Source organism: Burkholderia territorii (assembly GCF_902833055.1).
GTDB classification, from domain to species: Bacteria; Pseudomonadota; Gammaproteobacteria; order Burkholderiales; family Burkholderiaceae; genus Burkholderia; species Burkholderia territorii.
Genome location: NZ_CADFEJ010000013.1, coordinates 101,531 through 113,823 on the forward strand (window position 1 = coordinate 101,531; position 12,293 = coordinate 113,823).

The window sequence follows — 12,293 nt, forward strand, 5'->3', positions numbered from 1 at the left end:
ATGGAAATTTTGGGTAAGGATGCTATGAAAACAATCAAGCGAGCCCTCACGGGCGTGCTGGCATGCAGCGGATTGCTCTTTGCCGGCGCTGCTCTGGCGGTCGGTGATAGCCCGGGCGGCCCCCGCGTCAACGAGATCAACTTTCAGCCGCCGGTCACGAAAATCGCCGAGGAGCTCTACGATCTCCACACGATGATGCTGATCCTGTGTACGGTGATCTTCGTCGGCGTGTTCGGCGTGATGTTCTATTCGATCTTCGCGCACCGCAAATCCAAGGGCCACAAGGCCGCCAATTTCCATGAAAGCACGACCGTCGAAATCATCTGGACGATCGTGCCGTTCATCATCGTCGTGCTGATGGCGCTGCCGGCCACGAAGGCCGTCGTCGCGATGAAGGACACGACCAACGCCGATCTCACGATCAAGGTCACCGGCTACCAGTGGAAGTGGGGCTACGACTACGTGAAGGGCCCGGGCGAGGGCATCAGCTTCCTGTCGACGCTCACCACCCCGCGTGACGAAGTGATGGGCAAGAAGGCGATCAGCGATACCTATCTGCAGGAAGTCGACAACCCGCTCGTCGTGCCGGTCAACAAGAAGATCCGCATCATCACGACCGCGAACGACGTCGTTCACTCGTGGTACGTGCCCGCGTTCGGCGTGAAGCAGGATGCGATCCCCGGCTTCGTGCGCGACACGTGGTTCAAGGCCGACAAGGTCGGCACGTTCCGCGGCTTCTGTACCGAACTGTGCGGCAAGGAACACGCGTTCATGCCGGTGGTGGTCGAAGTGCTGTCGGACGACGACTACGCGAAGTGGGTGAGCGCGCAGAAGGCCAAGCTGGCGAGCGCGTCGGTCGATCCGAACAAGGTTTACACGATGGCCGAACTCGTCGCGCACGGCGAGGAAGTCTACAAGGCGAACTGCGCGGCCTGCCACCAGGTGAACGGCAAGGGCCTTGGCGCATTCCCGGCGATGGACGGCAGCCAGATCGTGAACGGCCCGATCGCCGGTCACGTCGAGCGCGTGCTGCACGGCAAGGGTGCAATGCCGTCGTGGGCGTCGCTGTCGGACCTCGACATCGCATCGGTCATCACGTACGAGCGCAATTCGTGGGGCAACCACAAGAACGACCTGCTGCAGCCGAAGCAAGTGGCTGACGCGCGCAACGGCAAGATGCCGGAAGACGCGGCAGGCGCGGCAGGTGCAGCGGCCCCGGCCGAAGCGGCTTCGGCGCCGGCGCAAGCCGCGTCGGGCGCGGAACCGGCGGCGGCATCGGCTGCGCTGTCGACGATCTACTTCGAGACGGGCAAGAGCGTGCTGCCGGCCGACGCGAAAGCGGCGATCGCCGCAGCGGCCGACTATGCGAAGGCACATCCGGACGCGAAGCTCGCGCTGTCGGGTTTCACCGACAAGACGGGCTCGGCCGACGCGAACGCCGAACTCGCCAAGCATCGCGCGCAGGCCGTGCGCGACGCGCTGAAGGCAGCAGGCGTGGCGGAAGACCACATTATTCTCAAAAAGCCGGAAACGATCACGGGCGGGGCTGACGCCAAGGAAGCCCGGCGGGTCGAGATCGGGCCGGCGGCTTGACGTGTCGCTGAGTTAGTCGACGTATTCGCATTAGGAGATTCTCATGTCTAGCATCGGGCACGACGTAGCCGCGGACCACGCGCACGACGACCACGCGCACGAAGCCCCGCACGGCTGGCGTCGCTGGCTGTTCGCCACCAACCACAAGGACATCGGTACGCTGTACCTGCTGTTCTCGTTCATCATGTTCCTGTCGGGCGGCGTGATGGCACTCGGCATCCGTGCCGAGCTGTTCGAGCCGGGCCTGCAGATCATGCGTCCGGAGTTCTTCAACGAACTCACGACGATGCACGGCCTGATCATGGTGTTCGGCGCGATCATGCCGGCGTTCGTCGGTTTCGCGAACTGGATGATTCCGCTGCAGATCGGCGCGTCCGACATGGCGTTCGCGCGGATGAACAACTTCAGCTTCTGGCTGCTGCCGGTCGCGGCCGTGCTGCTGGTCGGTTCGTTCTTCGCGCCGGGCGGCGCGACGGCCGCCGGCTGGACGCTGTACGCACCGCTGTCGACGCAGATGGGCCCGGGCATGGACTTCGCGATCTTCGCGGTCCACATCATGGGCGCGTCGTCGATCATGGGCGGTATCAACATCGTCGTGACGATCCTGAACATGCGCGCACCGGGCATGACGCTGATGAAGATGCCGATGTTCGCATGGACCTGGCTGATCACCGCGTACCTGCTGATCGCCGTGATGCCGGTCCTGGCGGGCGCGATCACGATGGTGCTGTTCGACCGCCACTTCGGCACGTCGTTCTTCAACGCGGCAGGCGGCGGCGACCCGGTGATGTACCAGCACATCTTCTGGTTCTTCGGCCACCCCGAGGTGTACATCATGATTCTGCCGGCGTTCGGGATCGTGTCGCAGGTGATCCCGGCGTTCGCACGCAAGACGCTGTTCGGCTACAGCTCGATGGTGTACGCGACGGCTTCGATCGCGATCCTGTCGTTCATGGTCTGGGCGCACCACATGTTCGCAACGGGCATGCCGGTCACCGGCCAGCTGTTCTTCATGTACGCGACGATGCTGATCGCGGTGCCGACGGGCGTGAAGGTGTTCAACTGGCTCGCGACGATGTGGCGCGGCTCGATGACGTTCGAAACCCCGATGCTGTTCGCGATCGGCTTCCTGTTCGTGTTCACGTTCGGCGGCCTGACGGGTCTGATGCTGGCGATGGCGCCGCTCGATATCCAGTACCACGGCACCTACTTCGTGGTCGCGCACTTCCACTACGTGCTGGTGGCCGGGTCGCTGTTCGCGCTGTTCGCGGGCTGGTACTACTGGGCGCCGAAGTGGACGGGCTGGATGTACAACGAGACGCGCGGCAAGATCCACTTCTGGGCGTCGATGATCTTCTTCAACCTGACGTTCTTCCCGATGCACTTCGTCGGTCTCGCGGGCATGCCGCGCCGCTATGCGGACTACCCGGCGCAGTTCACGGACTTCAACCAGGTGGCGACGATCGGCGCATTCGGCTTCGGCCTCGCGCAGGTGTACTTCCTGTTCGCGGTCGCGCTGCCGGCCTACCGTGGCGGCGGCGAGCTGGAAAAGGCGTCGGACAAGCCGTGGGATGGCGCGACGGGCCTCGAGTGGACGGTGCCGAGCCCGGCTCCGTTCCATACGTTCGAGCAACCGCCGCACGTCGAATAAGTTTCACCCGGCGTTCCGCCGCTGCCTGCCGCGCAGGCAGGCGCGGCGGGCGCCGAACTGAAGTCTCAGCAAAGTTCCAGATGAACCGGAATCCACAAGAAAGACGAACGCCCGAGCAGATTCGCGCGGGCAACAAGCGGCTCGGCCTCATCCTGCTCGTCATCGCCGCCGTTTTTTTCGTGGGTGTCGTGATCAAGCAGTGGTGGCTGTCCACTCACTGATGCAGTAACTGACGCAGTAGCGAGGAAGTAGTCGTATGTCGAAGCCGGAAGAGGGCGCCGTCGATCGCGCGTTCAATCGTTCGATGCTGATGAAGCTCTTCGTCGTGGCCGGACTGATGTTCGGCTTCGGCTTCGCGCTGATTCCGATGTATCGCGCGATTTGCCAGATCACCGGCATCAACAACCTGGTGCAGCGCGACGTCAGCGAACGCGAGGCGAAGAACACGCAGGTCGACTACAGCCGCACGGTGTCGGTCGAGTTCGATGCGAATGCGCGCGGCCCGCTCGGGTTCAAGCCCGAGCACAACAGCCTCGATGTGCATCCGGGCGAGCTGACGACGATCGTGTACGACGTGACCAACGGGCAGGGCAGGCCGATGGTGGCGCAGGCGATTCCGAGCTACGCGCCGAAGCAGGCAACGGAATTCTTCAAGAAGATCGAGTGTTTTTGCTTCACGCAACAGACGCTGGCAGCGAACGAGTCGCGCAAGATGCCGGTGGTGTTCGTGATCGATCCGAAGCTGCCGAAGGACGTGAAGACGATCACGCTGTCGTACACGTTCTTCGAACTGAACACGCCGGCCGCGCCGGCGCCGGCACCGCGCAAGACGGCGGCGCAGGGCGCGGCGAAGCCGGACGCATGACGGAGACGGAGCGGTGACGGAGACCAAGCGGAGCGGGACGTTCGGCCAGGCATTGCGAGCGGTGTTGTGGTCGTTCTTCGGGGTGCGCAAGCGGCGCGACCTGGAGGCCGATGCGACGCAGCTCAATCCGCTGCACGTGCTGATCGTCGCGTTGATCGCGGCCGGCATGTTCATCGGCGTGCTGATCCTGATCGTGCGTGCGGTCGTGGGTTGAGGCCCGCGGCCACGAAAGAATGCAGTGCGTGGCGCCCGGGCGCCGCGTGCGGGAAAGCGCGGCGGCGGCACGCGCCGTGCAAGAAATAAAGCCGGAGCGGTTTCCGGTACACAAATTGGACTGAAGTGGAGAATCAAGCATGAGCGGTCAAAACCAGACCCCGTACTATTTCGTGCCGCATCCGTCGCAGCATCCGATCAGCGCGGCCATCGGCCTGCTGGTCATGCTCGCGTCGGTGGCGCTGTGGATCAACGGTCACGACTGGGCTCCGTACACGGCGCTGCTTGGCCTGCTGTGGTTGCTCTTCACGCTGTATCACTGGTTCGGCGACGCGATCGCCGAGTCCGAAGGCGGTCATTACGGCAAGAACGTCGACAAGTCGTACCGCTGGAGCATGAGCTGGTTCATTTTCTCCGAAGTCATGTTCTTCGGCGCATTCTTCGGCGCGCTGTTCTATGCGCGCGAAATCGCGCTGCACCAGCTCGGCAGCCTCGACTACAAGCTGATCTGGCCGGACTTCTCCGCCGTGTGGCCGAACGAAGGCCCCGCCGCGCTCGCCGGTCACTTCAAGACGATGGGCCCGTGGCCGGTGCCGACGCTGAACACCGCATTCCTGCTGGCGTCGGGCGCGACGCTGACGGTGTCGCACCACGCGCTGCGCGACGATCACCGCAACAAGGCGATCGCGTGGCTGGCCGCGACGCTCGTGCTCGGTGTCTGCTTCCTGTTCATGCAGGGCTTCGAGTACTACCACGCGTACAACGAACTGAACCTGACGCTGAACTCGGGCGTGTACGGCTCGACGTTCTTCCTGCTGACGGGCTTCCACGGCTTCCACGTGTTCCTCGGCGGCACGATGCTCGCGGTGGTGCTGGTGCGGATGATCCGCGGCCACTTCAAGCCCGATCACCACTTCGCATTCGAAGGCGCCGCGTGGTACTGGCACTTCGTCGACGTCGTCTGGCTCGGCCTGTACGTCGTCGTCTACTGGCTGTAAATGCAGGAACGGCCCGCGCAGCGATGCGCGGGCCGTTTTCATTGGCAAGGACGGGGCAGCGGCTGGTTGCCTGCGCCCGACGCCAGCCCGGCGCCGCCGCGACTCAGTCAGGCGGCGCTTTTGCTTGGTGGCACCGTTGTGCGGCGAAATGTCACAGCGGGCGCGGTCACAGCGAGCGCGGAAGTGACAGCGGTCGCGGCGACCGCCGGCACGGATGCATCAACGCCCGATCGGCAGGCCGGTCGAATGAATCCAGCCCATCCAGTTCGCGAACAGGATGAACACGAACAGCGAGATCGACAGCCCGACGCGGGTGGCGAGCGACCACACCATGCGCTTCGTATGGCCGCGGTCTTGCATCATGAAGTAGAGCGCCGAGCCCATGCTGGCGACGATGAGGACGAAGGCGATGGGAACGAGGATGTGCATGACGCGTACCGGACGACGGCAATTCGAAAGGAAGAGGATAATTATCGCACTTCGCTTTCGCGAATGCGCCTCGCGGGTGGCCCGATGAAGATCCGGTTGCTGCCTGCGCTGCTGATACTCGCCGTCGTCGCGGTCACGATTCGCCTCGGATTCTGGCAGCGCGACCGTGCGCACCAGAAGGAAGCGCTGCAGGCGAGCATCGTGCGCTACGAGCACGCGGCGCCCGTTGACGTCGGTGCGCAGCCGATTCCGCTCGCATCGATCGAGTTCCATCGCGTGCGGGCGAAGGGCCGCTTCCTGCCGGAGCAAGCGGTGTTCCTCGACAATCGGCCGTATAACGACCAGCCGGGTTTCTACGTCGTGATGCCGTTTAAACTCACGGACGGCGGCGTCGTGCTGGTGAACCGCGGCTGGCTGCCGCGCAATATCGCCGATCGCACGGCGATCGAGCCGTTCTCGACACCGGAAGGTGACATCGAGATCGAAGGCATCGCGCGCGCCGATGCGTCACGCGCGTTCGAGCTTGGCGAAGGCGGCTCGGCCGCGCACCAGAAGATCCGGCAGAACCTGGACGTCGCCGCGTATGCGAAGGAAACGGGGCTGCCGCTGCAGCCGTTCGTGATCCAGCAGACGAGCGACGACGGCGACAAGCTCGTGCGCGACTGGCCGGCGGCGACGACCGGCGTCGAGCGCAATTACGGTTACATGTTTCAGTGGTGGGCCATGGCGGCGGCCGCGCTCGGTTTCGGCCTGTACGCCGCGCGGCGTGCGGCGAAGAAGTCGGCCGGCGCGTGAGTGCCATGCCAGGACGCGGCGCAAGCGCCGCGGGTTCGTTTCGAGAGGTCTGATTTGTCCATGCAATCTTCCCGTCAGGGTCCGGCCGCAACGCCGATCTCGCCCGCGGCCCGCAAGCGCGGCCGCTGGATGCTCGTGCTGCTGGGTCTCGTGTGCGCAGCACCGATCATCGCGTCGTACTTCACCTATTACGTGATCAAGCCGAAGGGCGGCTCGACCAACTACGGCACGCTGATCGAGCCGCAGCGGCCGATTCCGGCCGACCTGCAGGTGACCGACGAAACCGGCAACACGGTGCCGCTGTCGTCGCTGCGCGGCGTGTGGCTGTTCGTGATGACCGACCGCAGCGCGTGCGACGACGCCTGCGCGCAAAAGCTCTACTTCATGCGCCAGATCCGCGTCACGCAGGCGGGCGAGCGGCACCGGATCACGATGGTATGGCTGCGCAGCGATGCGGGCGCGGTACCGCCGAAGGTGCTGGAGGCGTACCCGGACACGCGTCGGCTCGTCGCCGATCCGGCTGCGGTCGCCGCGTGGCTGCCGGCCGACGCCGGCACGAAGGACACCGACCACATCTACATGGTCGATCCGAACGGCAACCTGATGATGCGTTTCCCGAAGAACCCGAACCCCAGCAAGATCAAGACGGACGTCACGAAACTGCTGAAGTGGTCGAGCATCGGCTAAGGCGAGACGGCGAGGCAACCATTCGATGTCGTATCTACTGCAACTCGGCCTGATCGGCCTCTGCATCGCGCTGCTGCCGCTGTCGTACGTGTGGGTGAAGGCCGACGACGACAAGTTCCGCAAGCTGGTGTGGATCACCACGTTCCTGACCCTCGACCTCGTGATGTTCGGCGGCTTCACGCGGCTGACCGATTCGGGCCTCGGCTGCCCGGACTGGCCCGGCTGCTACGGCACGGCGTCGCCGTTCATCGCGCACGCGGCGATCACCGCCGCCCACCAGGCGATGCCGACCGGCCCCGTCAGCATGACGAAGGCGTGGATCGAGATGATCCACCGCTATTTCGCGATGGCGATCGGCGTGCTGATCATCGCGCAGGTCGTGATCGCGTGGTCCGCGCGGCTGCGCCGCCGCCCGCTGCACGTGTCGCCGTGGTGGCCGACGAGCCTCCTGCTGCTGATCGTCGTGCAGGGCGTGTTCGGCGCGTGGACGGTCACGATGAAGCTGCAGCCGGTGATCGTCACGACCCACCTGCTGCTCGGCCTCACGCTGCTCGGCACGCTCGGCTGGCTCGCGGCGCGGCAAACGCCGCTGCCGTCGCATGACCCGGAGGCCGGCCGCTACCGCGCGGCCGCGCTCGCGGCGCTCGCGCTGCTGGTCGTGCAGATCGCGCTCGGCGGCTGGGTGAGCACGAACTATGCGGTGCTCGCCTGCACCGACTTCCCGACCTGCAACGGCCAGTGGATCCCGCCGATGAACTTCGAGCAGGGCTTCCATCTGTGGCGCGCGCTCGGCATGACGAAGGATGGCGACGCGATCACGCAGGACGCGCTGGTCGCGATCCACTGGACCCATCGCACGTTCGCGTTCGTCGTCGTCGCGTACCTGGTCGCGTTCGCGCTGAAGATGCGCCGCTTCGAGTCGCTGCGCCGGCCCGCGAACGGCGTGCTGCTGGTCGTCCTGCTGCAGTTCCTGACGGGCCTGACCAACATCGTGCTGCAGTGGCCGCTGCCGGTCGCCGTCGCGCACAACGGCGGCGCCGCGATCCTGCTGGTGCTCGTCGTCATGTTAAACTTTCGCATCCTTTCAAGCCGCCCCGGCCGTGTCGTGCAGCCCGCGCGCGACGCCGCCCCGGCGTGACCGTCCCCATGCAAAGCACCCTTTCCCAATCGCCCGGTAGCCGGTTCTCGCAGTACATGGCGTTGACGAAGCCGCGTGTCACGCAGCTCGCGGTGTTCTGCGCGGTGATCGGCATGTTTCTCGCGACGCCGGGCATGGTGCCGTGGCATGTGCTGATCGGCGGCACCGTCGGCATCTGGCTGCTGGCCGGCGCCGCGTTCGCGATCAACTGCCTCGTCGAACAGAAGATCGACGCGATGATGCGCCGCACCGCATGGCGTCCGTCCGCGCGCGGCGAGATCACGACCCCGCAGATCCTGCTGTTCTCGGCCGTGCTCGGCAGCATCGGCGCATGGACGCTCTATACGTTCACGAACCCGCTGACGATGTGGCTGACGATCGCGACGTTCGTCGGCTACGCGGTGGTCTACACGCTGTTGCTGAAGCCGATGACACCGCAGAACATCGTGATCGGCGGCGCGTCGGGCGCGATGCCACCGGCGCTCGGCTGGGCAGCGGTCACCGGCGCGGTACCGGGCGACGCATGGATCCTCGTGCTGATCATCTTCGTATGGACGCCGCCGCATTTCTGGGTGCTTGCGCTCTATCGCCGCAAGGACTACGAGAACGCCGGGCTGCCGATGCTGCCCGTCACGCACGGCGAGAAGTACACGCGGCTGCACATCCTGCTGTACACGGTGATCCTGTTCGCGGTCGCGCTGATGCCGTTCATCTCGGGGATGAGCGGCGCCGTCTACCTGACGAGCGCGGTGCTGCTCGGCGCGGTGTTCCTCGCGTATGCATGGAAGATCTATCGCGACTATTCGGACGCACTCGCCCGCAAGGCCTTCCGTTATTCGATCGTCTACCTGTCGCTGCTGTTCGCCGCGCTGCTCGTCGATCACTATGCACGCCCGCTGCTCGGCGTGTAACCGCACGGTTTGAACGCAATGCTCCATTCATGGTTCGGGCGCCGCGCGCGCCAAGGCTGGATGCTCGCGTGCGCATTCGCGGCAGCCACGCTGCTCGCCGGCTGCGACAACGCGCCGAAATTCCAGAATCTCGACATCACCGGCAACACGCAGTTCGGCAGCGATTTCTCGCTGCCCGACACGACCGGCAAGGTGCGCACGCTCGCCGATTTCAAGGGTCGTGCGGTCGTGATGTTCTTCGGCTATACACACTGTCCGGACGTGTGTCCGACGACGATGGCCGAATTGTCCGAAGCACTGAAGCAGCTCGGGCCCGATGCCGCGAAGCGCGTGCAGGTGCTGTTCGTCACCGTCGATCCGGAGCGCGACACGCCCGCGCTGCTCGGCCAGTACGTGCCCGCGTTCAACCCGTCGTTCATCGGCCTGCGGCCGGCCGATGAAGCGCAGCTCAAGAAGGTCACGAAGGATTTCCGCGTGTACTACGCGAAGGTGCCCGGCAAGACGCCCGGCAGCTACACGATGGATCACACCGCCGCGAGCTACGTGTTCGATCGCGACGGCAAGCTGCGCCTGTTCGTGCGCGACGGCCAGGGCCCCGGCCCGTGGGTGCACGACCTGAAGCTGCTGGTCGACTGAGCGGCGCGCGCCGCATGCTCGTCCGGGCGTTCGCCCGGCGAAGCGCGTGACGGCCGCGACGCGCCGTCACGCATTCCTCCCGTTTCCCCTCGATCCGCATTCGCCGCCTCGGTAGGCGGCGTGCGTGCGCGCATTCGCGCGCCGGCGCGCGTTACGGCAGCGCCGGCACGTTGAAGCCCTGCGCGGCACGCGTGATGCGGAATTCCGTCACGCGGTACGTCGCAAGGCCTTCGGTCACGAACGGATCGGTCTCGAGGATCGCGTCCAGTTCGTCGCGGTCGATGCGGGCCGCGAGAATCACGCCGCCTTCGCGCGGCACCTTCGGCCCCGCCGCGATGAAGATGCCGCGCTCGAACAGCGGCTGCAGATATGCACGGTGGCGTTCGAGTGCATCGTCGATGCGCTCGAGCGACGCGTTGTAGTGGATGTCGATGACGTACATGGATGGCCCTGGAATGTCGCCGGCGCGTCGTGTGCCGGTCAGCCGGTCTTTTTAGCACAGCGGCCGTTCCGTGTCGTGCCGGCCGTCGTGCGTGTATTCAAGTTGTAAGTCTCGTTGCCGTAATCACGGGGGCAACCGTTTGCGCGCGACCGGCCGTTCGCGCGCATCGCGGGCATCGAATTTCACAACAAGGCACGCAGATGAGCAGAATGAGTTTGAACCGCAAGCTGTGGCTCGCGCTTGCGCTGGTATGGATCGGCTTGCTCGGCGTCGGCGCATGGAGCGCATACGAGACGCGCGCGACGATGCTCGCCGAACGCAAGGCAGGCATCGCCAACCTGGTCGAGTCGGCGGCCGGTATCGTCAACGCGTATCACGCGCTCGCGCAGAGCGGCACGCTGCCCGAGGCCGACGCGAAGCGCGACGCGCTCGCGAGCCTGGCCGCGATGCGCTACGGCGAGTCGGGCTATGTGTTCGTGATGGATTCGAAACCCGTCGTGCTGATGCATCCGACGCTGCCGAAGCTGGTCGGCACGCAGGTCGGCGACTATCTCGACCCGGACGGCAAGCCGCTGTTCGTCACGATCCTGAACGCCGCGAAAGCGACCGGCAGCGGCTTCGCCGAATATCGCGGGCGGCTGCCGCACAGCGAGACCGCCGTGCCGAAGATCAGCTACGTCACGCGCTTCGCGCCCTGGGACTGGAACATCTCGAGCGGCGTGTTCCTGAAGGACATCGATACCGTCTACTACCGGACGCTGTTCGGCCACCTTGCGGTCGTGCTCATGATCGGCTTCGTGATCAGCGCGGCGATGCTCGTGATCATCCGCAACGTGCGCGGCAGCCTCGGCGGCGAGCCGGACGAAGCGGCCGCGCTGGCCACGCGCATCGCGCAGGGCGACCTCACGCGGCCGGTGCCGGTGCGCGCGGGCGACGACACGAGCATGATGGCGGCGATGCGCGACATGCAGGCGCGCCTGCAGGCGACGATCGGCGGGATCCGCCAGTCGGCCGAGTCGATCGCGTCGGCGAGCCGCCAGATCGCGTCCGGCAACGACGACCTGTCGCAACGCACCGAGGAGCAGGCCGCGTCGCTCGAGGAAACGGCCGCGAGCATGGAGCAGCTCACCGCGACGGTGAAGCAGAACGCCGACAATGCGCGGCAGGCGAGCGGGCTCGCGAACAATGCCTCGGAGATCGCGCGGGCCGGCAACGATGTCGTCGGTCGCGTGATCGGCACGATGAGCGAGATCGACGACAGCTCGCGCAAGATCGCCGACATCATCGGCGTGATCGAGGGCATCGCGTTCCAGACCAACATCCTCGCGTTGAACGCGGCGGTCGAGGCCGCGCGGGCCGGCGAGCAGGGGCGCGGCTTCGCGGTGGTCGCGGGCGAGGTGCGCTCGCTCGCGCAGCGCAGCGCGACGGCCGCGAAGGAGATCCGCGAACTGATCGTCGATTCGGTCGAGCGCGTGCGAAACGGCTCGGCGCTGGTCGGCCAGGCCGGCACGACGATGGGCGAGATCCTGCAGGCGGTCGCGCGCGTGACCGACATCATGGGCGAGATCGCGGCGGCGTCCGAAGAGCAGGCGAGCGGCATCACGCAGGTCGGGCGCGCGGTCACGCAGATGGACCAGGTCACGCAGCAGAACGCGGCGCTCGTCGAGGAGGCCGCCGCGGCCGCCGCGTCGTTGCAGGAGCAGGCCGGCCGGCTGCGCGAAGCGATCGGCGCGTTCCGGGTGCCCGATGCCGGCGCCCGTGCGCACTGAACGCAACTAACGGCCGAACCATGCGCGTTCCGCCGGCACTGCCGCGGTGCATACCCATATGAGCGGGATGTATTTCACTTCGGGCCGATCCTGTGACACCATTTGCCCCTTTCCTGCGAGTCGGGGCTTACCCGTATCGCGCCCCATTTTCAGTTAGCAAGAAAGC

At 65.7% G+C, this 12,293-nt stretch carries 14 protein-coding genes; 12 read left to right on the forward strand and 2 right to left on the reverse strand.

What is annotated here, in order from left to right:
- From coxB to HW466_RS21285, 6 genes are all read left to right on the forward strand, one after another.
- Positions 1-1,593: a cytochrome c oxidase subunit II gene (gene coxB, locus HW466_RS21260; protein WP_059451502.1), complete on the forward strand. Its 1,593-nt coding sequence runs from the start codon at positions 1-3 to the stop codon at positions 1,591-1,593.
- Between the two features lie 43 nt (positions 1,594-1,636).
- Positions 1,637-3,244, forward strand: coding sequence for a cytochrome c oxidase subunit I (gene ctaD, locus HW466_RS21265; RefSeq protein ID WP_059451501.1), 1,608 nt, complete (start codon positions 1,637-1,639; stop codon positions 3,242-3,244).
- A gap of 80 nt (positions 3,245-3,324) precedes the next feature.
- Positions 3,325-3,465, forward strand: a complete 141-nt coding sequence (locus HW466_RS21270; protein WP_006760728.1) for a cytochrome oxidase small assembly protein — start codon at positions 3,325-3,327, stop codon at positions 3,463-3,465.
- A gap of 35 nt (positions 3,466-3,500) precedes the next feature.
- On the forward strand, positions 3,501-4,109 hold the full coding sequence (locus HW466_RS21275) for a cytochrome c oxidase assembly protein (protein ID WP_059507798.1): 609 nt from the start codon (positions 3,501-3,503) through the stop codon (positions 4,107-4,109).
- A gap of 13 nt (positions 4,110-4,122) precedes the next feature.
- Positions 4,123-4,323, forward strand: a complete 201-nt coding sequence (locus tag HW466_RS21280; RefSeq protein ID WP_059451499.1) for a DUF2970 domain-containing protein — start codon at positions 4,123-4,125, stop codon at positions 4,321-4,323.
- 139 nt (positions 4,324-4,462) lie between these two features.
- A complete protein-coding gene (locus HW466_RS21285; protein ID WP_059464449.1) occupies positions 4,463-5,320 on the forward strand; it encodes a cytochrome c oxidase subunit 3 in 858 nt (285 codons plus the stop codon).
- Positions 5,321-5,539: 219 nt separating this feature from the next.
- Here the strand turns inward: HW466_RS21285 and HW466_RS21290 are convergent, their stop codons facing one another.
- Positions 5,540-5,749, reverse strand: a complete 210-nt coding sequence (locus HW466_RS21290; RefSeq protein WP_059451497.1) for a twin transmembrane helix small protein — start codon at positions 5,747-5,749, stop codon at positions 5,540-5,542.
- Positions 5,750-5,833: 84 nt separating this feature from the next.
- Here HW466_RS21290 and HW466_RS21295 point away from each other — a divergent pair, with 84 nt between their 5' ends.
- From HW466_RS21295 to HW466_RS21315, 5 genes are read left to right on the forward strand one after another with little or no spacing between them, the layout of a single operon-like run.
- Positions 5,834-6,544, forward strand: a complete 711-nt coding sequence (locus HW466_RS21295; protein ID WP_059545024.1) for an SURF1 family protein — start codon at positions 5,834-5,836, stop codon at positions 6,542-6,544.
- A 60-nt stretch (positions 6,545-6,604) separates the two neighbouring features.
- Positions 6,605-7,231, forward strand: coding sequence for an SCO family protein (locus HW466_RS21300; RefSeq protein ID WP_059791007.1), 627 nt, complete (start codon positions 6,605-6,607; stop codon positions 7,229-7,231).
- 25 nt (positions 7,232-7,256) lie between these two features.
- On the forward strand, positions 7,257-8,369 hold the full coding sequence (locus tag HW466_RS21305) for a COX15/CtaA family protein (RefSeq protein WP_174906031.1): 1,113 nt from the start codon (positions 7,257-7,259) through the stop codon (positions 8,367-8,369).
- 8 nt (positions 8,370-8,377) lie between these two features.
- Positions 8,378-9,280, forward strand: a complete 903-nt coding sequence (gene cyoE / locus HW466_RS21310) for a heme o synthase (RefSeq protein ID WP_059451494.1) — start codon at positions 8,378-8,380, stop codon at positions 9,278-9,280.
- 18 nt (positions 9,281-9,298) lie between these two features.
- A complete protein-coding gene (locus HW466_RS21315) occupies positions 9,299-9,916 on the forward strand; it encodes an SCO family protein (RefSeq protein ID WP_059464455.1) in 618 nt (205 codons plus the stop codon).
- Between the two features lie 151 nt (positions 9,917-10,067).
- Here the strand turns inward: HW466_RS21315 and HW466_RS21320 are convergent, their stop codons facing one another.
- On the reverse strand, positions 10,068-10,358 hold the full coding sequence (locus tag HW466_RS21320; RefSeq protein ID WP_044848209.1) for a YciI family protein: 291 nt from the start codon (positions 10,356-10,358) through the stop codon (positions 10,068-10,070).
- A gap of 200 nt (positions 10,359-10,558) precedes the next feature.
- Here HW466_RS21320 and HW466_RS21325 point away from each other — a divergent pair, with 200 nt between their 5' ends.
- Entirely contained in the window at positions 10,559-12,127 is a 1,569-nt protein-coding gene (locus HW466_RS21325) for a methyl-accepting chemotaxis protein (protein WP_174906030.1), read from the forward strand.
- Positions 12,128-12,293: the final 166 nt, after the last annotated feature.